This is a genomic window from Geobacillus sp. PLS 41 (assembly GCF_056494105.1).
Genome location: NZ_CM151395.1, coordinates 581,264 through 604,831, shown reverse-complemented (window position 1 = coordinate 604,831; position 23,568 = coordinate 581,264). Strand labels below are relative to the sequence as shown.

23 protein-coding genes are annotated in these 23,568 nt (G+C 51.4%); 2 read left to right on the top strand and 21 right to left on the bottom strand.

Annotated features, from left to right (window positions below):
- Window positions 1-251 precede the first annotated feature (251 nt).
- Window positions 252-1,490, top strand: coding sequence for a GGDEF domain-containing protein (locus tag ACVX3G_RS02935; RefSeq protein ID WP_023634558.1), 1,239 nt, complete (start codon window positions 252-254; stop codon window positions 1,488-1,490).
- Window positions 1,491-1,848: 358 nt separating this feature from the next.
- On the opposite strand, the gene rlmH is transcribed toward ACVX3G_RS02935, so the two are convergent.
- The 20 genes from rlmH to ACVX3G_RS02835 form a co-directional block, all read right to left on the bottom strand.
- Window positions 1,849-2,328 carry a 23S rRNA (pseudouridine(1915)-N(3))-methyltransferase RlmH gene (gene rlmH, locus ACVX3G_RS02930; RefSeq protein ID WP_011232931.1) on the bottom strand — a complete coding sequence of 160 codons (480 nt, stop codon included), beginning with the start codon at window positions 2,326-2,328 and terminating at the stop codon, window positions 1,849-1,851.
- Window positions 2,329-2,412: 84 nt separating this feature from the next.
- Window positions 2,413-2,565, bottom strand: a complete 153-nt coding sequence (locus tag ACVX3G_RS02925; RefSeq protein WP_011232932.1) for a CxxH/CxxC protein — start codon at window positions 2,563-2,565, stop codon at window positions 2,413-2,415.
- Between the two features lie 55 nt (window positions 2,566-2,620).
- Complete coding sequence (locus ACVX3G_RS02920; protein ID WP_011232933.1) at window positions 2,621-3,841, bottom strand: S1C family serine protease; 1,221 nt, start codon at window positions 3,839-3,841, stop codon at window positions 2,621-2,623.
- Window positions 3,842-3,942: 101 nt separating this feature from the next.
- On the bottom strand, window positions 3,943-4,737 hold the full coding sequence (locus ACVX3G_RS02915; protein ID WP_011232934.1) for an MBL fold metallo-hydrolase: 795 nt from the start codon (window positions 4,735-4,737) through the stop codon (window positions 3,943-3,945).
- Between the two features lie 6 nt (window positions 4,738-4,743).
- Window positions 4,744-5,526 (bottom strand): two-component system regulatory protein YycI, encoded by a 783-nt coding sequence (locus tag ACVX3G_RS02910; protein WP_011232935.1) that lies wholly within the window; start codon window positions 5,524-5,526, stop codon window positions 4,744-4,746.
- Window positions 5,513-6,841: a YycH family regulatory protein gene (locus ACVX3G_RS02905; RefSeq protein ID WP_011232936.1), complete on the bottom strand. Its 1,329-nt coding sequence runs from the start codon at window positions 6,839-6,841 to the stop codon at window positions 5,513-5,515. Before ACVX3G_RS02905 ends, ACVX3G_RS02910 begins: the two co-directional genes overlap by 14 nt.
- A complete protein-coding gene (gene walK / locus ACVX3G_RS02900; RefSeq protein ID WP_011232937.1) occupies window positions 6,834-8,663 on the bottom strand; it encodes a cell wall metabolism sensor histidine kinase WalK in 1,830 nt (609 codons plus the stop codon). The genes ACVX3G_RS02905 and walK overlap by 8 nt, the downstream gene beginning before the upstream one ends.
- Before the next feature lie 6 nt (window positions 8,664-8,669).
- Entirely contained in the window at window positions 8,670-9,383 is a 714-nt protein-coding gene (gene yycF / locus ACVX3G_RS02895; RefSeq protein WP_011232938.1) for a response regulator YycF, read from the bottom strand.
- 188 nt (window positions 9,384-9,571) lie between these two features.
- Complete coding sequence (locus tag ACVX3G_RS02890; protein ID WP_011232939.1) at window positions 9,572-10,858, bottom strand: adenylosuccinate synthase; 1,287 nt, start codon at window positions 10,856-10,858, stop codon at window positions 9,572-9,574.
- Between the two features lie 217 nt (window positions 10,859-11,075).
- Entirely contained in the window at window positions 11,076-12,440 is a 1,365-nt protein-coding gene (gene dnaB, locus ACVX3G_RS02885) for a replicative DNA helicase (RefSeq protein WP_011232940.1), read from the bottom strand.
- 77 nt (window positions 12,441-12,517) lie between these two features.
- Window positions 12,518-12,967 (bottom strand): 50S ribosomal protein L9, encoded by a 450-nt coding sequence (rplI, locus tag ACVX3G_RS02880; RefSeq protein WP_011232941.1) that lies wholly within the window; start codon window positions 12,965-12,967, stop codon window positions 12,518-12,520.
- Entirely contained in the window at window positions 12,964-14,940 is a 1,977-nt protein-coding gene (locus tag ACVX3G_RS02875) for a DHH family phosphoesterase (protein WP_011232942.1), read from the bottom strand. The genes rplI and ACVX3G_RS02875 overlap by 4 nt, the downstream gene beginning before the upstream one ends.
- A 46-nt stretch (window positions 14,941-14,986) precedes the next feature.
- Entirely contained in the window at window positions 14,987-15,913 is a 927-nt protein-coding gene (locus tag ACVX3G_RS02870; RefSeq protein ID WP_011232943.1) for a YybS family protein, read from the bottom strand.
- Window positions 15,914-16,048: 135 nt separating this feature from the next.
- Window positions 16,049-16,285 carry a 30S ribosomal protein S18 gene (gene rpsR / locus ACVX3G_RS02865; RefSeq protein WP_008880812.1) on the bottom strand — a complete coding sequence of 79 codons (237 nt, stop codon included), beginning with the start codon at window positions 16,283-16,285 and terminating at the stop codon, window positions 16,049-16,051.
- 97 nt (window positions 16,286-16,382) lie between these two features.
- Window positions 16,383-16,877: a single-stranded DNA-binding protein gene (ssb, locus tag ACVX3G_RS02860; protein ID WP_011232944.1), complete on the bottom strand. Its 495-nt coding sequence runs from the start codon at window positions 16,875-16,877 to the stop codon at window positions 16,383-16,385.
- Window positions 16,878-16,907: 30 nt separating this feature from the next.
- A complete protein-coding gene (rpsF, locus tag ACVX3G_RS02855; RefSeq protein ID WP_011232945.1) occupies window positions 16,908-17,195 on the bottom strand; it encodes a 30S ribosomal protein S6 in 288 nt (95 codons plus the stop codon).
- Between the two features lie 214 nt (window positions 17,196-17,409).
- A complete protein-coding gene (ychF, locus tag ACVX3G_RS02850; RefSeq protein WP_011232946.1) occupies window positions 17,410-18,510 on the bottom strand; it encodes a redox-regulated ATPase YchF in 1,101 nt (366 codons plus the stop codon).
- A 239-nt stretch (window positions 18,511-18,749) separates the two neighbouring features.
- The gene (locus tag ACVX3G_RS02845; protein ID WP_014197030.1) at window positions 18,750-20,771 is read right to left on the bottom strand and encodes a molybdopterin-dependent oxidoreductase; all 2,022 of its coding nucleotides are present in this window, start codon (window positions 20,769-20,771) and stop codon (window positions 18,750-18,752) included.
- A gap of 56 nt (window positions 20,772-20,827) precedes the next feature.
- Entirely contained in the window at window positions 20,828-21,025 is a 198-nt protein-coding gene (locus ACVX3G_RS02840) for a DUF951 domain-containing protein (protein WP_011232948.1), read from the bottom strand.
- 12 nt (window positions 21,026-21,037) lie between these two features.
- Complete coding sequence (locus ACVX3G_RS02835; RefSeq protein WP_011232949.1) at window positions 21,038-21,943, bottom strand: mechanosensitive ion channel family protein; 906 nt, start codon at window positions 21,941-21,943, stop codon at window positions 21,038-21,040.
- 186 nt (window positions 21,944-22,129) lie between these two features.
- On the opposite strand from ACVX3G_RS02835, the gene yyaC reads away from it, so the two are divergent.
- Window positions 22,130-22,753, top strand: a complete 624-nt coding sequence (gene yyaC, locus ACVX3G_RS02830; protein ID WP_011232950.1) for a spore protease YyaC — start codon at window positions 22,130-22,132, stop codon at window positions 22,751-22,753.
- 72 nt (window positions 22,754-22,825) lie between these two features.
- Here the strand turns inward: yyaC and ACVX3G_RS02825 are convergent, their stop codons facing one another.
- Window positions 22,826-23,527 (bottom strand): DUF554 domain-containing protein, encoded by a 702-nt coding sequence (locus tag ACVX3G_RS02825; protein WP_011232951.1) that lies wholly within the window; start codon window positions 23,525-23,527, stop codon window positions 22,826-22,828.
- Window positions 23,528-23,568 lie beyond the last annotated feature (41 nt).

The following is a 23,568-nucleotide window of genomic DNA, read 5'->3' as shown; positions in this document are numbered from 1 at the left end:
ATGCCATTTCGTCTATTTTCACAATTGTGTATATAGTACTATAATAGATGTAACCATATGTTCGTTTGTTCCAATTGGGAACATCTTGATTCTATAAAAAAGACGGTTTCCAAATTCACCGTTCGCCATCGCCGGCTATAATCCGTATTTTTGCTGAAAGCCACTGGCATGTGAGCGGCCTTCCTCTTTTTGGAATCACTTCATCAACGCCGAAGTTGTCAGAGGTCAGATTTATAGGAGAGAGAGCTGTGATGTTACTCCGAGCACGACCGATGATTTTTGCTGTTTTTTCCGCATCCATTGTTGTTGTTTTTGTGTCAGAACCGCCTTCCTTCGATCGCACCTATGTCATCGCTTTGCTGTTTTATTGGCTGTTTTCCAGCTTGTATTCACACTTGCGCGTCATAGACAAAACGAAAAACAATATTCCCGTTGATTACGGCATTAACTACAGTTTATCCTTCTCCTTATTTGCCGGCCCGTTCGGGCTGTTTATCTTTGAAGCGTTGTTTCGCTTGACTGAACATATAGCAAAAAAATATTTGAAAACAGCGGAACCCGATGAATGGCTGCACACATTGTACAACATCGGCTCGTTTGTGACGTTCAATTCGCTCGCGTTTGCCTTATACAATCTCCTTGGTCCGCTGTTTCAGTCTATTCCGTTCATTGGCTTCTGGCTGCTTTTATTCCTGCTCGTCATCGTCGTTTCCTTTTTGACTGACTGTTGCCTGATCATCATTTTTTATATAACCGGCGACATTCAGACACAGCGCGAGGCGTTGGATTTTATTAAGACGAGAAGCTGGATGGACATGGGAAAAACGGCGCTGACAAACGGTCTGTTATTTCTCTTTTTGCAAGAACAGCGGTGGGATATGCTTTTGAGCTTATTTTTGCTGAATTACTTCGTCAGCCGCTCGTTCTTTTCCAAATCGCAAAGCATCCAGCATAAACTAGAACGCGACCACTTCGAAAAAATGGCCTACACCGACTTTTTGACCGGCATCCATAACCGCGCCTACATGGATCAAACGATCGCCAAGCTAAACGGATCCGGTGAATGGATTGGCGTCGTCGTCGCCGATATCGACAATTTTAAAACGATCAACGACACGTATAACCATGCCGTCGGCGACGAGGTGATCCGCCATTTCGCCTCAACCTTGAAACAGTTTCTCAAAGAGGGCGATTTTTTGTTCCGCAGCGGCGGTGAAGAATTTACGATGTTTTTGCGTAATCGCACATTTGAAGAGAGCGTCCGGCTTGTCGAGGAGATTCGAGAAGCAGTGCGCCATAGCACTGTGTTGGTCGATTATATGGCGGCAAAACGTCCCATTGCCTATACGTCGTCGTTCGGTCTTTACTTTTGTCAAGCAGAAGGAACGATGTCAATTGAAAAAGCGTACATTTATGCCGACCATTTATTGCTCCGTTCGAAAGAAAGCGGCAAAAATAAAGTATCAGCCCAATGCGGGGGAGTTGCATAAATTAGGCGGCTCTCCCCTGACTTTTCCTTAGCGCAACCCTCTTTTCCTGCTATATTTCCCTAAACGTCATTTGGCATAACACCTTAATCAAGATTCGCGATCTGTCAAACCAATGCGGCGCCCCTTGAGTGAATAACCTAAAAATTCCTTAATTGAAAAAGATTTCCATAAAATAATGAGACCGCTTCATCATTACACAAACGGTGATTGATGAAGGATAGCCGTTGTGCTGCATTGGCGGCAACGGCTATTTGAATCAAATGTCTCATACTTTATCCCCCATATTCAACCGTAATGGATAAATCTGCGATAGAACGTCTTCATCCCATCATGAAACTAAGAAATGGAAAAACCCCATTTACTTATGATACGGTTCCCCGCGGTTAATGCGAAATGCGCGGTAAATTTGCTCGAGCAAAATGAGGCGCATCAGCTGGTGTGGAAACGTCATTTTCGAAAACGACAGGGTCTCATCGGCGCGCGCCATCACTTGTTTGCTTAAGCCAAGCGAGCCGCCGATGACGAACACCACTTTGCTTTTGCCGTAGGTGGCGAGCTCATCGAGACGGGCGGCGAATTGCTCGGACGATTGCATCTTCCCTTCAATCGCGAGCGCGATGACGTGAGCGTCATGCGGAATTTTCGCCAGCAGCCGTCCTCCCTCGCGCTCTTTGATTTGTTCCTCCTCAAGTTCGCTCGCCCGCTCCGGCGTTTTTTCATCAGCGACTTCGATGATGTCGATTTTGGCGTATGCGGACAGACGCTTTGTATATTCATTAATTCCAGCGATTAAATATTTTTCCTTCAATTTACCCACAGCGACAATGGAAATATGCACAAACAACCCCTGCCTTATAAACAGCTTATCAACAAGATTTATCCACATATACACAACACATATCCACATGTTGTGAAAAAACTGTTATCCTCCTACGACATATACAGCTTGTTTCGAGCAAAAATAGCACTGTTTTTCGCTGTTGTCCACAGGCAGGAGATCCGGCGCCTGTTCCGTTTCATCTACATATTGATCAATGGCGATGTCGACATGTTCTTCACATGTGAATATCATCATTCTCGCCCCTCTCCTTGTGGAAAAAAGAAGGAGCGTTTTCGCTCCCTCCATTCGTTTAATACGACTCACGCGCCAGCTTCATCGTGACCGTGCGTTTTTTCCCATCACGATAAAACGTGACTTCCATCCGGTCGCCGATCGATTTTTTCGTATACAAATATTTGCGCAAATCAAGCACGTTGCGGATTTTTTCGCCGTCAAGCGCCACGATGACATCAAACTGTTTTAAGCCCGCCTGTGCGGCCGGCGACATCGGCACGACTTGAATGACCGCCGCTCCTTCCGTTACGTTCGGCGGCAAATGGAGCGTCGCCTGCAAATGGTACGATGGGATGTCGCTCAGCGAGCGAAGTTCAACGCCCATGTACGGACGGCGCACTTGTCCGTATTTTTCCAAGTCCGAAATGATCGGAATGGCCGTGTTGATCGGGATCGCGAACCCGATGCCTTCAACCGCCTCTTGGGCGATTTTCATCGAGTTGATGCCGATGACTTGCCCTTTGATATTGACAAGAGCGCCGCCGCTGTTGCCCGGGTTGATCGCCGCATCTGTCTGCAATACTTCTGCGTTCCAGTCTGGAGCGCCGTCTTGGTCCAAATCGACTTCGACCGTCCGGTTCGTTCCGGAAATAATGCCTTGTGTCACCGAGCCGGCAAACTGCAAACCGAGCGGGTTGCCGATGGCAATGACTGGCTCGCCTGGCTTCACCGTATCGGAGTTGCCGAACTGGGCGACTTTTTTCACATGCTTCGCGTCAATTTCCAAGACGGCTAAATCCATAAGCACATCACTGCCGAGCAGCTTCGCCGGCACTCTCGTCCCATCTTTGAGGCTCACTTCGAGCTGACTGGCGTTTTCAACAACATGATGGTTCGTGACGATAAACGCCCGGCCTCCCGCTTTCTTGTAAATGACGCCCGATCCGACGCCAGCCTCGCCTCCTTGCGACCAGAAGCTGGCTTCTTGAATGTTGACAACGCCGACAACCGCATCCGACACTTGGTCGATCGCCTTTGTCACCGCCGTCGTCACATCTACGGAAACACTCTGCCGAATCGGTGGAGTTCCATTTTCCTCTGTTTTTGGCTCTTCCTCTGCTCTTTGATTCGGCACAACATCATACGGGAGGATATCCCAACGGGAAAGCGCCGGAATGGACATGAGGACGAGCAGCCCTCCTAACACGGCGCCGACAAGCGCGGAAACAAACGATCCGCTGCGCCGCTTCCTCCTCGTTTGTTCGTACGGCTCATAATGGTCGTCGTAGTATCCCATGCTCACCCTCCTTTCCACATTCGTCTCCATCCCTCATTATAATCATGAACAGGAGAAAAAATCCAACAAATGTGTCTCCCTCAGTTTCGGCAAAACGGGCTTTATACATACGCTAGTGCCGTCGCCCGACGCGGATCGGTATCATACAAACGAAAGCGGGCGCCGACCGCTAAGCCTTTCTGTTCCAACACTTGCGTCACGGTCATGCGCGCCAGCTCTTTCATATTGTTATCTTGGCTCAAATGGGCCAAATAAATTTGCTTTGTCCGGTCGCCGATCACGTCAGCAAGCGCCAAACCCGCTTCCTCATTCGAAATATGGCCGACATCGCTTAAAATGCGGCGCTTGACGCTCCATGGATATCTCCCCATCCGCAGCATGCCGACGTCATGATTGCTTTCAAACACGAACACATCCGCGTTTTCAATCGTCTTTTTGATCCGCTCGCTCACATAGCCGGTATCGGTGAGCAACGCAAGCTTTTTCCCTTCATAGTGGAAAACGTAAAACATCGGCTCGGCGGCGTCGTGAGAGACGCCGAACGATTCGACGTCAACATCGCCGAACGTCCTTACCGCGCCGAGCGGAAAGACAAATTTTTGCTCGGGCGGAATGTCGCCGACCGTTTGTTCCATCGCCCGCCACGTTTTTTCATTGGCATACACCGGCAGCCGATACTTGCGGGCAAGCACCCCGAGCCCTTTAATATGGTCGCTATGTTCATGGGTGACAAGCAGCGCATCAAGCTGCTTTGGATGGCGGCCGATCTCAGCAAACAACTCCTCAAGCTGCTTGCCGCTCAAACCGGCGTCAACAAGCAGGCGCTGGCGGTCTGTCTCAATGTAAAAGGCGTTGCCGGTGCTGCCGCTGGCCAGCACACTAAATCGCATCGTCATGTTCTTTCACTCCAGCACATTTCCTTGATCATTGATCACTTGCCCTTCAAACGCATTGACGAAATAGTCTTCCTTCCGATTGACAACAATATGCCAAGTTGGAGTCAACACTTGGGATGCAGTAAATTGAACAAGCCCGTAATAGCCAAGCTCCACTTTCGTGACGCGGTCGCCCGGCTGCAAATGCCCTTTTCGGTACAACGTCTCAATGGCTTTAATCGCCGGGACGATATCTTGCTTCCGCTCGTACTTTTCCAAGTCGCTGAGCATCGTCTGTTCATACGACAGCGCTTCCCGTCTCCCGTTGACATGGATGACGAGCTTGCTGTTTTCATTGCCGTAAATCATCTTGCCGTCATACATTTGGTAGCAGGTCAAGATTCCTTGTTTTTCATCAAACGACCAAAAGGCATATTGCCCGCCGCCGATGATGTAGCGCTGCAAAAACTCACGCAGCTGGTATGGATCGTCAATCGGCAGCGCAACCGGATCGATGAACGTCCCTTTGACTTTCGTTTCTCCTTCGATTTTCACTTTTTGCCCGGGCAGCTTTTTTACATCCGCCATGGTGAATGAGCGGCTTTTGCCGCTGACATACGCCGCTTTCGTCACTTCTTTAGGCAGATCCACATACGTAATGCCGTTCGCCTCAAGCTGCTCTTCAATCGTCGTTTCCAAAATGACATCGAGCTGGCTGCTGTTTCGTTTTTCCATAAACTGATAGCCTAAAAAGCAGTCGAGGATGAGGAACACGATAATAAAAATCGTCTTCGTTTTACTCCAGTCCATTTGTTCCCCCTCCTCCCGCCTCATCGCCCATGTTTACCTTTTTCCACGTTTGTCCGTACAAGTAGAACCATGCCGGTTCAAGGCGGATGACTTTTTCCCGCTCCGGATCTTTGATGAGCTCATAGCCGATGGCGATATCTTTGATGAGCGATTTGCGAACGCCTTTCGTCTGTTCGAACCAGTTGACGACCTCATGGCCGGACGGCAGCGTTTTTGGTGTGCGGTTGCGATCCGCGATTTCAAGGCGGAAGAGCGGACGCTGGTATTTCATCAAATCGGACGCTCCCCACGTCTCCACGATTTCTGACATGCCGTATTCATTAAAGACTGGATAGCCGTTGACGACAAGCCGGAACGTGACTTTTCGATCCTCCTCGCTCCAGCGGGCGAAATGATACAGATCCGTCCAACCGCCATGCTCATTGACGAAATCAATGCTTTTTTGGATGATATGGGTTTCTTGCTCCGTTTGTCCCATATTCGAGACGCGCGCCGCTGGATTCACATACAGCAGCATCCGTTGAAGAAAATCGACGTCCATCAGCCGCGAACCGTCTGTATATTCTTCGCCAAACGGAATCAAATCTTTTTTGACAAAGCTTGGATCGCTAAAGAGCGCTTCTTTAAACTTGTCTGCGTCCAGCTCGTCGGTATAATATTGCAGACTGCTGAGCACCACTTCTTTTTCCGGCAAATACAACTGCTTCGTTTCGCTGACCGGATAAGCGAAATAACGCGGAAAATGGCTCGCTTCTTTCGCCAGCCGGCCGATCGCCGATAAGGAGGCATCGCTGGCAATCGCCTTGTAAATTTTGCGCTTGTCGGTCGCGATGAAGTAGATGGGGAACTCGTCCTTCCCGCCGAGCGGGACGAGCAGGCGGTCAAACGCCAAGCCGTCGAGCCCCCTGTCATCGATCGTGAAAATCAATCGGTATATGTCGATCGGCACCTCATCGGGGTAAATGATCTCAAGCCGCTCTTTGCCGTTTAAAAACGATAAAAACTTCCCTTGCGGAACAGAAGACGAAACATCTTCGAAATCATCAAGCGTCCATCTTCTCATTTCTTTCAGCACTTCATTTTTCTCTTCGTCTTTCGTCACAGCATAGGGGACGCCGTTTTTATGAATGAGAATCTGCTTTGGCTGCACGACCATCGCTGTATCCACTTGCGTATTGCTCACGGAGACGTGTTGAATGTATTCGTCGTTTTGCAGCACGTCGTATTTCGGATGATATGTCCATAAGGCAAACGTTAAGGTAATGCTGATGAGCACAAGCAACGTCAACACGATGGTTTTGATCGTTTCATACATCGCACCAGTCATCCTTTTGCTCGCGTTCTAGCGGCAGCGTAAAATAAATCGTCGTTCCTTTATGCTCCTTGCTTTCTGCCCAAATCGTCCCGCCATGGGCAAGAACGACTTCTTTGGCAATGGCCAGCCCAAGCCCCGTACCGCCCAATTTGCGCGACCTGGCCTTGTCGACCCGGTAAAACCGTTCGAAAATTTTTGCCAAGTCGGCTTTCGGAATGCCGACTCCTTCGTCGCTGACGCTGACAATAATTTCATCAGCAAGTTTGCGGACGCGAAATGTAATCGTCCCTCCTTGCGGAGAGTACTTCAAAGCGTTCGAAATAATGTTGTCTAACACTTGCGTAATTTTATCTTCATCAACTTCAATAAAAATCGCCTCGCGCGGAATTTTGCGAACGAACCGGATGTTGTCGCTTTTCGTCAACTCAAATCGGTCAATGACTTTATGGAAATAGGCTGAAAAATTGATCCACGTTTTCTTCAGCTTGTAGTCTTTGCTGTCGAGCTTGGACAGATGGAGCAAGTCGTTGACAAGCCGAATCATCCGTTCCGTTTCATTTTGCACGACTTGAATGAACCTCGGCGCGATGTCTTTATCTTGCCAAGCGCCGTCAGCGAGCGCTTCTAAGTAGCTTTTCATCGTGGTGAGCGGCGTGCGCAATTCATGCGACACATTGGCGACAAACTGCCGCCGCTCGCGGTCGATTTTTTCCTGTTCGGTAATGTCGTGCAAAACGACGATCAACCCGTTGACAAATCCTCCCTCTTTTTGAATCACCGACAACGACGCGCGCAAAATATACAGTTCCTCATCCGTGCTGAAATCTAAAATGAGCGAATCGCGCTCCTCAAGCAGCGTTTCAAACGTATACTGGTCGGCAATGCCAAGCACGTCGACGATCGAACTCGACAGCACTGTTTCACGTGAAACATTCAAAATGTTTAACGCTGCATCGTTAATGAGAATGACGCGCCCGCGACGGTCGGTCGCAATGACGCCATCAGTCATATGCGTCAAGACGGACTCGAGCTTGCGCCGTTCCCCTTCCGTCGTCGCCTGCGCTTCCTGCAGTTTTTTGGTCAGATTATTGAACGTCATCGCCAATTGGCCGATTTCATCATAGCCGTACACTTTAACCTTGCGGGAGAAATCTCCCCTCGTCATCGCCAGCGCTTGCCGGCGCATATCGGAAATCGGCCGGGTGATCGTGCGGGACAAAAAAATGCCGAGCACGGCGGTAATGGCGAGAGCGATCCCCGTCCCGGTCGCCAAAATCATATTGATTTGCCGCATTTGCGAAAAGACGTTTTCCATCGAGGCGATGACGTAAATGACACCTTTGATTTCGCCGCTCGTTTTGATCGGAGTCGACGAAATGTACATGCGATGACCTGTTTTCGAATCGAGCAGCATCCGGTCGACGATTTCGCCGGTGACGAGGGAACGTTTTACATAAATCTCGGTCGTCCGCTTTCCGACGATGTTTTGCATATACGGATTGGATGTCGCAAGCACTTTCCCTTTCTCATCGATGACGCGCACTTCGGAAATGTCTTGGGAAACGAAATCATGAAGAAGCGAACGGATGTCTTCTTCCAATGTCGGGCTTTTTTCATCGCGCTCCCGATTCATCGCCTGCTCGACGTTATAGGCGAGCAAGGTCACCCGTTCGTTTAATGAGTTTTTAAAGTTCTGCACAAGCTCCGTTTCCAGCTTGCGAACGAAGTACACGCCGATGATTTGCATGGCGACGAGAATCAGTAATACATAAATGATGACAAACTTAAAATGAATCGAACGGAATGGACCTACTTTTTTCATGCTGGCTCATGACTCCTGTTCCGGATTGCGCAAGTAATAGCCGACTCCCCGTCTTGTGACGATCCAATTCGGGTGGGAAGGGTTGTCCTCAATTTTTTCACGCAGACGTCTTACCGTCACGTCCACGGTGCGCACATCGCCATAGTAATCGTAGCCCCAGACGGTTTGCAGCAAATGCTCGCGCGTCATCACTTGGCCGATATGCTTCGCTAAGTAATGAAGCAGTTCAAATTCGCGGTGGGTCAGTTCAATTGTTTCCCCCCGCTTTTGCACGACATACGCGTCCGGACGGATGACGAGCGGGCCAATGACGATTTCATTTGTTTCGTTTTCTCCTTCTTCTTGGTTGGCCGTTTGCGCATGGCGGCGCAAGTTTGCCTTCACCCGCGCCAGGAGCTCGCGCGTGCTGAACGGCTTTGTCACATAATCGTCCGCACCAAGCTCCAACCCAAGCACTTTATCAATCTCGGAATCTTTCGCTGTCAGCATAATGATCGGCATATCATACTTTTTCCGCACTTCACGGCATACTTCCATGCCATCTTTTAACGGCAACATAATATCCAATAAAATCAAGTCCGGCATCGTTTCTTCAACTTTTTGCAGCGCTTCTTCGCCGTCGTAGGCGCAAATGACTTCATATCCTTCTTTTTGCAAATTAAATTGCAAAATATCGGCAATCGGTTTTTCATCATCAACGACTAAAATGCGTTTTTCCATCTCGCTCACATCCTTCCTTTTGCGATGGAATCCTATCATTACTAATTTACCATGTTATGAACATGAAATCATCCTTTGCCGATTGCCATTTTGAGGAGCCTATCAAAGAAAAAAGCATAGACGCGCGCGCATCTATGCCTGTCGTTTGCCTTGTTTATACGCTGCCTGCCACCGTCCACTGTTGCCGCTTACGCGTAGACGCTGCGGACGACGTTCGTTTGCGAACGGTCCGGTCCGACGGAGAAAATCGAAAGAGGGATGCCGGTGAGCTGGGAAATGCGCTCGACGTAATGGCGGGCGTTCGCCGGCAGCTCGTCTAGACTTTTCACCCCGGTGATATCTTCCGTCCAGCCAGGAAGTTCTTCATAAATCGGCTCGCATTCGGCCAACACTTTTAAGCTGGCTGGAAATTCTTCGAGCACTTGGCCGCGGTAGCGATAGGCGACGCAAATTTTCAACGTTTCAATGCCGGTCAACACATCGATCGAGTTAAGCGACAAGTCCGTAATGCCGCTCACCCGGCGGGCATGACGGACAACAACACTGTCAAACCAACCGACGCGGCGCGGACGGCCGGTCGTCGTCCCATACTCGCGGCCGACTTCGCGAATGCGGTCGCCGATTTCATCGTGCAGCTCTGTCGGGAACGGCCCGTCGCCGACGCGCGTCGTATAGGCTTTCGCCACCCCGACGACATGCTTGATTTTCGTCGGCCCGACACCGGCGCCGATCGTTACCCCGCCAGCGACTGGATTCGACGACGTGACAAACGGATACGTTCCTTGGTCAATGTCAAGCATGACGCCTTGCGCTCCTTCGAACAAGACGCGGCGCCCTTCATCGAGCGCATTGTTCAATACGACCGATGTGTCGCAGACGTATTTGGCGATGTGCTGGCCGTACTCGTAATACTCCTCAAAAATGTCCTCCAACCGGAAGCCTTCGACCCCGTACACTTTTTCAAGCAGCGTATTTTTCTCCCTCAAGTTGCGCTCCAGCTTTTCGGCAAACACGTCGCGGTCAAGCAAATCAACAATGCGGATGCCGATGCGCGCCGCCTTGTCCATGTACGCCGGCCCAATTCCTTTTTTTGTCGTGCCGATTTTGTTTGCCCCTTTCCGCTCTTCCTCAAGCTCGTCCAATTTCAAATGATACGGCAAAATGACATGAGCGCGGTTGCTGATGCGCAAATTATCAGTCGAAATGCCGCGCTCGTGCAAATACGAAAGCTCCGCAACGAGCGCCTTCGGATCGACGACCATCCCATTGCCGATGACGCAAATTTTATCTTTATAAAAAATGCCCGACGGGATCAAGTGCAGCTTATACTTTTCCCCGTTGAACACGATCGTGTGTCCGGCATTGTTTCCCCCTTGATACCGGGCAATCACTTCCGCATTTTCCGATAAAAAGTCCGTAATTTTCCCTTTCCCTTCATCGCCCCATTGCGTGCCGACAACAACGACTGACGACATGGCGAGCACCTCCAGTTTCCTCGGTCTAAACATTGTCAGTGTACCAGTTTTCAGCCATAAAGTCAATGAAACACGAACATTAAAAGAAAATATCGTCTTTTTTATTCGTTTATCAATGATCAGGAAGGCTCCCTCTTTAACGCCGCGGGTGTAAACGAGGAAATAGTCAAAGGCCAAAAGAACAAAAAGGCGCCCGCCGCCGGCAGCGCGGTCCGTCTTACGCCCCCGGTGGAATTTGCGCCTCATCGAAACGGCGCTCTAAGTTGACGAATTTATTGTACTCTTTAATAAAGGCGAGCTGCACCGTCCCGACCGGGCCGTTCCGCTGTTTGGCGATAATGATTTCGATGATGTTTTTGTTCTCGGAATCTTTGTTGTAGTAGTCGTCGCGATACAAAAAGGCAACGATATCAGCGTCTTGCTCAATGCTCCCCGATTCGCGAAGATCGGACATCATCGGCCGCTTGTCCTGGCGCTGCTCAACGCTGCGCGACAGCTGTGACAAAGCGATGACCGGCACTTCGAGCTCGCGGGCGAGCGCCTTTAACGAACGGGAGATTTCCGACACTTCCTGCTGGCGGTTTTCCCGGTTGCGCCCACTTCCTTGAATGAGCTGCAAATAATCGATCACCACCATGCCGAGGCCGCTTTCCTGTTTCAAGCGGCGGCATTTGGCGCGAATGTCGCTGACGCGGATGCTCGGCGTATCGTCAATATAAATGCCGGCGTTTGACAAACTGCCCATCGCCATCGTCAGCTTGCCCCAATCTTCCGGCGTCAGCTTGCCAGTGCGCAAGTTTTGGGCGTTGATGTTGCCTTCGGCGCAAAGCATCCGCATCACAAGCTGCTGGGCGCTCATTTCCAAGCTGAAAATCGCGACATTTTCGTTCGTCTTCGTCGCCACATTTTGGGCGATGTTTAATGCGAATGCCGTCTTCCCGACCGATGGCCGGGCGGCGACGATAATCAAGTCGCTGCGCTGAAATCCGGACGTCATCCGGTCGAGTTCAGTGAATCCGGTCGGGATGCCGGTGATGTCCCCGTTCCGGTTATGGAGCATTTCAATGTTGTCATACGTCTGTACGAGAACATCTTTAATATTTTTAAAGGCGCCTGAATGTTTCCGTTGGGAAACCTCCATAATTTTCCGTTCCGCTTCATCGAGCAAAACGTCAATTTCATCTTCCCTTGTATAGCCATCTTGGGCAATCGATGTCGCCGTGCGAATGAGGCGGCGAAGCAATGATTTTTCTTCAACAATGCGGGCGTAGTATTCGACGTTGGCCGCTGTCGGCACAGAATCGGCAAGCTCGCTTAAGTAGGAGACACCGCCCACTTCCTCCAGCTGCTCCAAAGCGGCCAGTTCCGCCGTCACCGTCACTAAATCGACCGGCTCGCCTTTATCAGCGACGCGAAGCATGGCGTGGAAAATTTTTTGATGGGCCGCGCGGTAGAAGTCTTCGGGAATTAATCGTTCCGAGGCGAGCGTCAGCGCAGTGGGATCCAAAAACACAGCGCCAAGCACGGCCTGCTCGGCTTCAATGCTTTGCGGAGGAATTCGTTCTGAAAAAAGTTCGCTCATCGTCTCACCGCCTTTCCCCCGTTTCATCTCCGTCGATAATGCCCCCGCCATAGCGGGCGGGGGCATCATTGCTGCCGTTATTTTTGTTCCTTGACGTGCACTTTTAAGGTCGCTGTCACTTCCGGATGGAGCTTCACCGGCACATTCGTATATCCGAGGGAGCGAATGGCATCAGCAAGCTCGATTTTCCGTTTGTCAAGCTTCAAGCCGTGCTGGGCCTGAAGCGCCTCAGCGATTTGCTTGCTCGTGATTGAACCAAACAAACGGCCTCCCTCGCCCGCTTTCGCCGGAATTTCCACCGTCAGCTTCTCGAGCTCTTCTTTCAGTTTTTTCGCATTGGCCAGTTCTTCCGCCGCTTGGCGCTGCTCTTTTTGTTTTTGCGCCTCGAGCGCTTTGATGTTCGCCGGCGTCGCTTCAATGGCGAGCCCTTGTTTGAACAAAAAGTTGTTTGCGTAACCGTCGGCGACGTCTTTGATTTCCCCTTTTTTCCCTTTTCCTTTCACATCTTTTAAAAAAATGACTTTCATGATGGCTTCCCCCCCTCGAAATAGTCATGAATGGCTTCACGCAGCTGCCGCTCCGCCTCTTCCACCGTCACTTCGGACAATTGGGCAGCGGCGTTTGTCAAATGTCCGCCTCCACCAAGCCGTTCCATAATGACTTGCACGTTGACATCGCCGAGCGAGCGGGCGCTGATGCCGACCGTCCCGTCGGACCGCTTGGAAATGACGAACGAAGCAACGACGCTGCTTAAAGTGAGAAGCGTATCGGCCGTTTGCGCAATCAACACTTGGTCGTGCACCTCGTTCTCGCCCCCTTTGGCGATGGCGATGCCATGCTCATCGATCACCGCCCGTTCGATCAATTTCGCCCGTTTGATGTAGTTGGCGATGCTTTCCCGCAGCAATTTTTGCACAAGCACCGTATCCGCTCCTTGGGCGCGCAAGTATGACGCGGCGTCGAACGTCCGCGAGCCGGTGCGGAGCGTAAAGCTTTTCGTGTCGACGACGATGCCGGCAAGCAGGGCGGTCGCTTCGAGCATCGTCAGCTTCATCCGTTTCGGTTGGTACTCTAACAGCTCGGTGACGAGTTCCGATGTCGAAGAAGCATAAGGCTCCATATAGACGAGAATCGGCGCCTCAATGAACTCTTCGCCGCGGCGATGGTGATCAATGACGACGATATGGTCGGTGCGATACAATAGCCGCTCTTCAATGACGAGCGACGGACGATGCGTATCGACGACGATCAAAAGCGTATCCTCGGTGACGAGCTCAAGCGCCTGCTCCGGCTTTAGGCATCTTGACCATAATTCAGCATGTTTTTTCATTTCCTCAAGCAACCGTTGCGCCCCGGCATCCGTTTTGGCCGGATCGACGACGATAAACCCTTCCTTTTGGTTCGATTGGACGACTTTTAAAACGCCGATCGCCGCTCCCATGGCGTCCATATCGGGATATTTATGGCCCATGATGAGCACTTTGTCGCTTCCTGCAATCAGTTCGCGAAGCGCATGGGAAATAACGCGGGCGCGGACGCGCGTCCGCTTTTCCATCGGGTTCGTTTTGCCGCCGTAAAACTTCACTTTTCCATTTCCTTGCTTAATCGCGACTTGATCGCCCCCGCGCCCCAACGCTAAGTCCAAGCTTGATTGAGCGAGCGCCCCGAGCTCCGGGAGCTGGGACACGCCGGCGCCGATGCCGATGCTCAGCGTCAGCTGGGCATGATGTTTTGCCGTCTGCTCTCGCACTTCGTCGAGAATGGAAAATTTGCTTTTCTCGAGCCGCCCAAGAATATGTTCGTTCAATACGGCAATAAATCGGTCGGATGACGTCCGCTTCAAAAAAATGCCATAGTCGTTCGCCCACCGGTTCAACACGGAAGTGACGAGGCTGTTTAGTTGGCTTTTTGCCTGATCGTCCATCCCTTGCGTAATTTCATCATAATTGTCAAGAAAAATAATGGCGAGCACCAGCCGTTCCGCTTCGTACTGCCGCTTCAATTCCAAATGCTCAGTAACATCAAAAAAGTAAAGAAGCCGTTCAGGGCGGCGAATGACCACTTTCAGCTGCTTTCCGTTCAATTCGACGATCTCTTCGTCCGTTTTTCCCCTTTTCACAAAAGCGGCCAACGATTCGGAAAGCTCGGCGAGAGAGCGGCCGACAAGCGTCTGTTCCTTAAAGCAGGCGGCCAAAAAACGGTTCGACCACTCGATTTCTCCCCCTTCATCGATGAGCATAATGCCGATCGGCATTTGCATCAACGCTTCCTCGCCTACTTTTTTCACCCGGTGCGACAAATTGGAAATATAGTGCTCCAACTCTTTATGCAAGGAGCGTTGCGCCCCAATGACATAATAAAGCACAAACCCGACGCCAAGAAGGGCGACGAGGCCAAGCAGCCATTGGAAGTAAAACAAGCCAATCGCCATAAGCACCGCCAGGGCGGCTAACGCATATAACGGATAGCGATACGCTTTCCTTTCATAAAAATGGGACATTCAAGTCAGCTCCTACACTGAAGAAATGACTCGCCTTATCCAATTATCATATGCGGCGGCGCAAATCAAATCCTAAATCAATTATACCGAATATCGCCACAAGATAAAGTAGAAAAGGCAGGAATAAGCAAACGACCGTCCCTGCCGCCACCACACCTTTGCCAACCCCTTTTTTGTAAGCGGCGTAGTAAAGAAACGAAAATCCTTGCACAATCATCGCCAGCTGCAACACATACGATAAGTTCAACACGGCGATATAGGCAAACGATCCTTCTTTGAACGGGAACAAGGAGAGAAGGAGCACAAAGACATACAACCACAATACAGTTTTCGGCCACATAAGCTCGCGAAACGGCGGCCATGAACCGACCGGCAGCTTCAGCCTCTTCATCACCGGCAGCGAGACGATGATCGTCGCGTACGCCAGCGCAAACGAAGCGATGACAAACAGCGTCGGAACCATATAGCCGATCAGCTTCAGCCCTTGTTCGAACTGCCTTTGCATCTCCAAAGGCGGCGCTTGTCCCATTCCCTTCATTAGATTCATTGCCGTGTCAAACGATTCTCGCACGAGCGCAAGCGTATCTTGGATCATATCGACGTGCAAAAATTGAATCGAGATGATGTAATCAAGCACGATATTCGCCAAAAATACAAGCGCGCCGACAAGAAGAACAAGATAACGGTTTTTCTGTTTCGAAAGCATCGCGCCGACTGCCATGCCGACGGTGCCGAACATAAGCGCCATCGGCAGCGACAAAAGCGAGCCGATCAAACCGGAGATGACAAGGGCCGCCGCCAGCAGCAACATAGCTGGAATCCACCCATGGCGCATCGTAAACACCATAAACGGAAGCGCTAAAAACAAAGCGGCGACAATCCCAATGACCGGCGCGTACAGCGCAAGCAAAAACAAAACAGCAAACAGTGCGAGCTCAATCGCCGCTTCGGTGAGGGCGTGCGTTTTTCGCAATGGACGTTCCCCTTTCTTTGTTTTTTGGTGATTTGACCTCCTTCCCCACTTTCACTCTGCTTGGGAGTGGGAGTCCGCTCAGTCAGAGGAGATAAAAAAAGCAGTAAGGATCCCCCCTTACTGCTTGCTTTCGGCTCACTCGTCCGCAACGTACGGCAGAAGCGCCATTTGGCGCGCGCGTTTGATCGCGACCGTCAATTTGCGCTGATATTTCGCGCTCGTTCCCGTTACACGGCGCGGCAAAATTTTACCGCGTTCAGAAATGAACTTTTTCAGCAAATCGACATCTTTGTAGTCGATATGCGTAATGTTGTTCGCCGTGAAGTAACATACTTTGCGGCGTTTGCCGCGGCCGCCTTTCCGTCCTGCCATGCTATTTCCTCCTTTCCGTTGCCATCGTTTCCTCATCGGTGGAATGGCCCGCTGCCTGCGCGTTGTTTAGAGACAGGGGCTTCAAGCGACTTGTTTATTAAAACGGCAAATCATCATCAGAAATATCGATCGGCTGGCCGTCATTGGCGAAAGGATCGTCATCGATGCGGCCAAACCCTTTTTCGTTCGGATATTGGTGGTTCTGATCTTGCCCGAATGGGAATGGATCCCCATAGTAGCCGCCTGCTGTTGCCCCTCGCTGCTCGCTCGTTCCTTTCGGCTCAAGAAATTGGACGCTATCAGCCACCACTTCCGTCACGTACACGCGCCGACCTTCTTGATTTTCATAGCTGCGGGTTTGCAGTCGGCCATCGACACCAGCCAAGCTCCCCTTTTTCAAAAAGTTGGCGACGTTTTCCGCCTGGCGGCGCCAAACGACACATTGAATAAAATCCGTTTCCCGCTCGCCCTGCTGATTTGTAAACGGACGGTTGACCGCGAGCGTAAACGTGGCAACAGCCACTCCGCTTGGAGTGTAACGCAACTCCGGATCTCTCGTTAACCTGCCGACCAAAATGACGCGGTTAATCATCAGAACCACCTCTTAATCATGTCGAAAAGATTATTCTTCTTCTTTGACGACGATATGACGGATGATGTCTTCACTGATGCGCGCTAAGCGGTCGAATTCTTGCACCGCTTTCGGCTCCGATACGACATTGACGATCATGTAATAGCCGTCGCGGTATTTTTGAATTTCATAGGCTAAGCGGCGCTTGCCCCAATCCGTCACGTTCGTAATCTCCGCGCCGTTTTCTTTCAACACGTTGTTGAACCGTTCCACGAGAGCTTGTCTCGCTTCATCGTCCATGTTCGGGCGGATGATGTACATGATTTCGTACTTTCTCACGCTCGTCACCTCCTTTTGGTCTAAGCGGCCCTTCCATTCGAAGAGCAAGGAGCAATCACCATTACTCACATTTGTTGATTATACCATGACCGACAACGATAAGCAAGGCAGTTTGCCGCATTCCGTCGGCGCAAACATCTTCCATCCGTATGACCAAGCCAAAAACGGCCCCATGCCGTGACCTGCTGCATCCGCCCTGCCCTCGAACCGATGGTTACACGTTGAACCGGAAATGCATAATGTCGCCGTCTTGCACTTCGTAGTCTTTTCCCTCCAAGCGCACTTTTCCGGCTTCGCGCGCCGCCGCCATCGATCCAGCCGCGACAAGGTCATCGTACGACACCGTTTCCGCGCGAATAAACCCTCGCTCAAAGTCGGAATGGATGATGCCGGCGCATTGCGGCGCTTTCATCCCTTTGCGGAACGTCCACGCCCGCACCTCCTGCTCGCCGGCGGTGAAAAACGTCGCCAATCCGAGCAAGCTGTAAGCGGCGCGGATAAGCTGGTCAAGGCCAGACTGCTCGATGCCGAGCTCCTGTAAAAATTGCCGTTTTTCCTCATCGCTGAACTCAGCGATTTCCTCTTCGATTTTGGCGCAGACAACAATGACTTCAGCGTTGTCGCGCTTCGCAAACTCGCGCACGTCCTTGACAAACGGATTGCCGCTAGGGTCAGCGATATCTTCCTCGCCGACATTGGCGACGTAAAGCATCGGCTTTATCGTCAACAAATGCAGCTGCTTGACGACTTTCATCTCTTCATCAGTGAACTCGAGTGTGCGCGCCGGCTTGCCGTCTTCGAGCGTCTCCTTCAACCGCCGCAAAATGTCGTATTCAAACGCCGCCTCTTTATCCTTTTGCTTGGCGATTTTGCCGACCCGCTCGATTCGTTTGTCAATCGTTTCTAAATCAGCCAACACGAGCTCCAAATTGATCGTTTCGATATCGGCGAGCGGGTCGACTTTGCCCGCCACGTGGGTGATGTTTTCATCACTGAAGCAGCGGACGACTTGGCAAATTGCATCGACTTGCCGGATGTGAGACAAAAACTTGTTGCCAAGCCCCTCTCCTTTGCTCGCCCCTTTGACGATGCCCGCGATATCGGTAAATTCAAAAACAGTCGGCACCGTCCGCTTCGGCCGAAACATTTCCGTCAATACATCGAGCCGCTCATCGGGCACTTCGACGACACCGACGTTCGGCTCAATTGTGCAAAACGGATAGTTGGCTGACTCAGCACCTGCTTTTGTAATGGCGTTAAACAGCGTCGATTTGCCGACGTTCGGCAATCCGACGATTCCTGCTGTCAATCCCATTCGTTCCACTCCTCTTTCCCGTTCACATCTTTCCTCATTATATGGGCTGGCGCAGAAAATGACAAGCGCGCCGCAAGCGGGGAATGTTTCCTCTCCCACCCGCTTCAAAAAAGGCGGAAGTTTGCGCCCTTTTCCCAACACTTGGATGACAAAATCATCTTTTCGGATCAACAGCCTCAAACCGCATTTTGTCATCGACAATATCTTTTTTCTACTGATCCGAAGCAACTGTGAACCGCTTACTTTGCTTCCGACGTGACTTTTTCAATATTGACCAAACAGTCATACAGCGTGCTGCCGCAGCCGTTATCCGACTCCAAATCGGACGTGAGGACGTTGACCGGCCCGCCGAACACTCCCCATTGTCCTTCGTCAATGTTGATCGTGCCTGGATAGGCGCCATCAAGCACCTTGACCGTTCCCACGAGCGATCCACGGTCGTTGTAAACACGCGCCCGGTCGCCATCGGCAAGACCCTTTGCCGCAGCAACATCAGCCGCTACCTCAATGCGGACTGTCTGAAGCGCTGGGATGAGCGGATAATGTTGCGAATGATTCGAACGGAGCGGATGGATCGTCAACAGCCGATACGGATATTTGGCGGCTAGTGCCGGATTGGACTCCTCCGATTCGGCCGGATACATGATTTGCAGCCGGCCATCCATCCCTTTTTTCTTGGCGATGGTTGACGTAAATTCGTATTTTCCGCTTGGCGTTTGAAACCGGCGGTCGCGCCATGGCACCGGTTCGACAGGCAAAAGGACGCGGTGTTCTGTTTTCAATCGCTTCAGCGTAATGCCGTGATGCTCCAACGGCCGGAGCGCCATTGCAAGAAACTGCTCACGCGTATAGGCAAAATCATCCCCAAACCCGAGCCTTTTTGCCAGCTCCGTCCAAATCCACAAGTCCGGCTTCGCCTCACCCGGCGGGTCGACAAGCTTCGGCCCGTAGTTCAAATACGCATGGTACATCGATGAACAATAGACGTCTTCCTCTTCAAACGAAGCCGCTACTGGCAAAACATAATCAGCCATTGCAGCCGTATCGGTCATGAACTGCTCAAACACAACCACCGTTTCAATGGAAGCGAACGCTTTTTTCATCAAGTTCGTGTTCGGCACTTGAGCGAGCGGGTTGCCGCACGTGACGATCACCATGCCGATCGGTGGATCATCCGCCCGCAATATCTCTTCTCCCTGCTTCATCATCGTCCATGTGCGCGATGCCGTTTTCCGCTCTGGGAGCGTCAATGCGGCTTTATCAAAACACTCGCCCACCTGCAAGTTGCCAAAATTCGCCCCTCCACCCGGAATGCCAACGTTGCCGCTTGCGGCGACAAGGGCATCGATCCATCGGATTGTATTGCCGCCGTTCGCATAGCGTTGCATGCCAAGGCCAAGATACGTTGCGGTCGGCCGGTCCCCGTAAAGCCGGGCCAGCTTCGTCATTTGATCGCGGCTAACACCGGTATGCCGCTCAATCTCCGCCAACGAAATTGTCTGCAATAGTTGTTTGACATCATCAAACCCAATTGTGTGTTGCTTGATAAAGGCCCGGTCCTCCAACCCGAGTCGAAGCAGCTCTTTCATAATGCCCATCGCCAAAAAAGCGTCCATTCCCGGCTTGATGCATACGTACTGATCGGCGATGCGCGCCGTCGGGCCAAACAGCGGATCAATGACCACAATTGTCGCCCCGCGTTTTTTCGCGGCAAGCAACCGCTCGAATAAATGCATGTTCGTGCGGGCGACGTTTCGCCCCCAAATGACGATGTGGCGGCTGTTGTCGATATCTTCTGGCGCATGGCTGTAGGCGTTGCCAAAATCCCATGTCTGCGCCTCAATGCCCGCGCCCCAGCAAAGGCTGCCGATAAGCTCTGTTGCCCCACCATAACAATTAAAAAAACGGCGGTCCAGGTTTTTCAGCAGCCCGTTGTTGGCGTAATCATGGCTGTGAAGCACGGCTGTCGGCCCAAATTGTTCTTTCAACTTCCGCATTTTCCCAGCGATGTCATCAAGCGCCTCTTCCCAAGAAATGCGAACGAACTGCCCGTTTACTTTTTTCAACGGATAGAGAAGGCGTTCTTTGGCGTTTACCCGCTCTTTCAACATCCGCCCGCGTCCGCAAATGTTCCCTTTCGTGATGGGATGGTGTTCGTCGCCGTCAACCCGTACGACTTTTCCCTCGTTCACCGTCACCTTCAGCCCGCATACGTCCCAGCAGTTGAGCGGACATGATGTTACATGCGTCGTTTCCGTCATTTTCTCCCTCCCCTTCGCAACAAAAGAGCATGGCCTCGCCACCATGATTCATTTGCTTATTCTTCATGCTTGACGAGCACTTTTTTCATTTTGCGGATAAACTCTTTGCGCGGCAACAAAACGCTATGGGCGCACCCTTCGCATTTAATGCGGATGTCAGCGCCCAAGCGAATCACTTTCCAACGATTCGTTCCACATGGGTGCGGCTTTTTCATTTCGACGATATCGTATAGGCCGAACTGTTTCTCTTCCATCGATCCACCTCCCTATGACAACGATTGCTCCCGTTGCGGCTTTGCCTCGGGCTGCTCTTGTTCGTCGCGGCGATGCAGCACAAGCCGTGGGTATGGGATTTCGATTCCCCGTTCGTCCAACAGCAGCTTTACTTCCTTGCGGATCGCCCGAGCGACCGCCAGATGGCGCATCGGCTTCGTTTCGCACGTGATGCGCAATATGACTTCCGAGCTGGCTAAATTTTGCACGCCAAGCAATTCCGGCGGGGCGACCATGTCTTCATACTTCGCCGGCAGCTGCGGAAGAAGCTCGCGGATGGCTTCCTCCGCCTCTTCAATGTCTTCTTCATAGGCGATGCTGACGTCAACGACAGCGAGGCTGTTGTGCAGTGAATAGTTCGTCACTTGAGTGATGCTGCCGTTTGGCAAAATGTGCACTTCCCCGGTCCAACTTTTAATTTTCGTCACCCGAAGCCCAATCGTTTCAACATACCCTTCAAAATTGCCAATGCGCACATAATCGCCGACCGCAAACTGGTCTTCAAAAATGATGAAAAATCCAGTGATGATGTCTTTCACTAAGCTTTGTGCGCCAAAACCCACGGCCAGCCCGACGACCCCAGCCCCGGCGAGCAGCGCTTTGACGGGAACGCCAAACGTATCTAAAATCATCAAGAGCGCAATAAAATATAGTACGTACGTAATGACGTTGTCGAGCAGCCGAACGAGCGTCGCCTCCCGCCGTTCGGAAATGCGGATCGGCGCCTTCTGTCGCACTTTGAACATGTTATGAACGGCAATTTTCAACACTTTCACCGCAATGGCGCATATGAGTAGGATAAGAACAATCTTCAGCGTCCCTTTTCCGATCTGGAGCCACAATTTCTCATCTATCAAAAATGCGAACAATCGGCTCATCGTTTTTTCCATCGTGTTCAACGTTGGCGACACCTCAATCTTTTTTCTTGTTCTGCGCTTTTATTTTAACAAGACCGGCCGCTGATTTGTAGCCCGATATCCCGTTATCGCGAAGAAAAGGCAAGAAAACGAACAATGAAATGTATATCATTCTTTTATTTTCCGTATACTGTTAATACTTTTGAAACGAAAGTAGGAGTGAAGCGAATGAGCATACCATCGATATTTTACTCATCCAAGGAGGAAAGGGACCGCGTGTTTTACGATGAGCAAGGGGCGGTGTCGTCGATCGCTTGGCGGGTCGCCTCACTGCTTCCCGACCCGCTCGCTCAGCCGGTCGCTATCGTTTGCATCGGCACAGACCGCTCGACCGGCGATTCGCTTGGACCGCTCGTCGGCACGATGCTCAAAGAGAAGCCGTTGGCTCGCTTCCACGTGTACGGAACACTCGAAGAACCAATCCATGCCGTTAATTTGGAAGAAAAGGTAGAAGCCATTCGACTCATTCATAACGATCCGTTCATGATCGCGGTCGATGCCTGCCTCGGGCGGCTGAAAAGCGTCGGCGCCATCACGATTGCCAAAGGACCCGTCCGCCCTGGGGCTGGGGTCAACAAACAGCTCCTTCCCGTCGGCGACGCCCATATTACTGGGGTTGTCAATGTCAGCGGGTTTATGGAGTTTTTCGTCCTGCAAAATACGCGCCTCCATCTTGTCATGAATATGGCGAAAACGATCGCCAATGGCATTTACGAAGCGGAGCGGTTCATCCTCCGAAAAGAGCGGCTCGCTGCCCCTCCGCTCTCAACAGACCGGCATTCATTATGGTAGGCAGCAAATCCCCCTCTTGGTCAGCTGTTCAAGGAGGGGATTTCTTTTCTGTCCGGCCAAAACAACCGGTCGTTAAACGAGTGAAAGAATGAAAACGGCGGCTGCCGTAATGAGAATGCTCGGCAGCAAATTGGCCACGCGAATGTTCGTCAAACCGAGCATATTGAGTCCAATGGCCATAATTAAAATGCCTCCGGTCGCCGTTGATTCGGCGATGAACGAATCGAGCACTTCCTTCGGCACAAACCGTTCGATTTGCGTCGCCAACAGCGCGATGCTCCCCTCATAAACAACGACCGGCAAGGCGGAGAAGATGACGCCGATGCCGAGCGTCGTCGTCAAAATGACACTGGCAAAGCCGTCTAAAATCGATTTCGTATACAAGACGCTATGGTCGCCGCGCAGCCCGCTGTCAAGCGCTCCGACGATGGCCATCGCCCCGATGACAAACAACAACGTTGCGCTGACAAACCCTTTAGCGATGCTTCCTTGCCCGTTTCCGCTCACTTTCACCTCGAGCCATTGACCGAGCCGGTTCAGCTTTTCCTCCCAGTTCCACCACTCCCCGAGAATGCCGCCGAAAACAAGGCTGAAAATAACAACGAGAAACTGTTCGCTTTTCATTCCCATTTGTATGCCAAGCAGCGCCACCGCAAGCCCAATCCCCCCCATCACCGTTTCCTTCACTCGCTCGGGGATGCGATGAAGCCATTTTCCAATCAACGCCCCGGCGATAATGCTCACTCCGTTGACAATCGTTCCTAACAACACCATGATGTCCAACCCTCTCTTGCAAAAAAATAAACCGGCCTTGA

Bases quoted from the DNA above. Each gene is read 5' to 3' on its own strand.
- ACVX3G_RS02935 (WP_023634558.1), top strand. From the start codon at position 252: ATGTTACTCCGAGCACGACCGATGATTTTTGCTGTTTTTTCCGCATCC.
- ACVX3G_RS02925 (WP_011232932.1), bottom strand. From the start codon at position 2,565: ATGATGATATTCACATGTGAAGAACATGTCGACATCGCCATTGATCAA.
- ACVX3G_RS02920 (WP_011232933.1), bottom strand. From the start codon at position 3,841: ATGGGATACTACGACGACCATTATGAGCCGTACGAACAAACGAGGAGG.
- ACVX3G_RS02915 (WP_011232934.1), bottom strand. From the start codon at position 4,737: ATGACGATGCGATTTAGTGTGCTGGCCAGCGGCAGCACCGGCAACGCC.
- ACVX3G_RS02910 (WP_011232935.1), bottom strand. From the start codon at position 5,526: ATGGACTGGAGTAAAACGAAGACGATTTTTATTATCGTGTTCCTCATC.
- ACVX3G_RS02905 (WP_011232936.1), bottom strand. From the start codon at position 6,841: ATGTATGAAACGATCAAAACCATCGTGTTGACGTTGCTTGTGCTCATC.
- walK (WP_011232937.1), bottom strand. From the start codon at position 8,663: ATGAAAAAAGTAGGTCCATTCCGTTCGATTCATTTTAAGTTTGTCATC.
- yycF (WP_011232938.1), bottom strand. From the start codon at position 9,383: ATGGAAAAACGCATTTTAGTCGTTGATGATGAAAAACCGATTGCCGAT.
- ACVX3G_RS02890 (WP_011232939.1), bottom strand. From the start codon at position 10,858: ATGTCGTCAGTCGTTGTTGTCGGCACGCAATGGGGCGATGAAGGGAAA.
- dnaB (WP_011232940.1), bottom strand. From the start codon at position 12,440: ATGAGCGAACTTTTTTCAGAACGAATTCCTCCGCAAAGCATTGAAGCC.
- rplI (WP_011232941.1), bottom strand. From the start codon at position 12,967: ATGAAAGTCATTTTTTTAAAAGATGTGAAAGGAAAAGGGAAAAAAGGG.
- ACVX3G_RS02875 (WP_011232942.1), bottom strand. From the start codon at position 14,940: ATGTCCCATTTTTATGAAAGGAAAGCGTATCGCTATCCGTTATATGCG.
- rpsR (WP_008880812.1), bottom strand. From the start codon at position 16,285: ATGGCAGGACGGAAAGGCGGCCGCGGCAAACGCCGCAAAGTATGTTAC.
- ssb (WP_011232944.1), bottom strand. From the start codon at position 16,877: ATGATTAACCGCGTCATTTTGGTCGGCAGGTTAACGAGAGATCCGGAG.
- ychF (WP_011232946.1), bottom strand. From the start codon at position 18,510: ATGGGATTGACAGCAGGAATCGTCGGATTGCCGAACGTCGGCAAATCG.
- ACVX3G_RS02845 (WP_014197030.1), bottom strand. From the start codon at position 20,771: ATGACGGAAACGACGCATGTAACATCATGTCCGCTCAACTGCTGGGAC.
- ACVX3G_RS02840 (WP_011232948.1), bottom strand. From the start codon at position 21,025: ATGGAAGAGAAACAGTTCGGCCTATACGATATCGTCGAAATGAAAAAG.
- yyaC (WP_011232950.1), top strand. From the start codon at position 22,130: ATGAGCATACCATCGATATTTTACTCATCCAAGGAGGAAAGGGACCGC.
- ACVX3G_RS02825 (WP_011232951.1), bottom strand. From the start codon at position 23,527: ATGGTGTTGTTAGGAACGATTGTCAACGGAGTGAGCATTATCGCCGGG.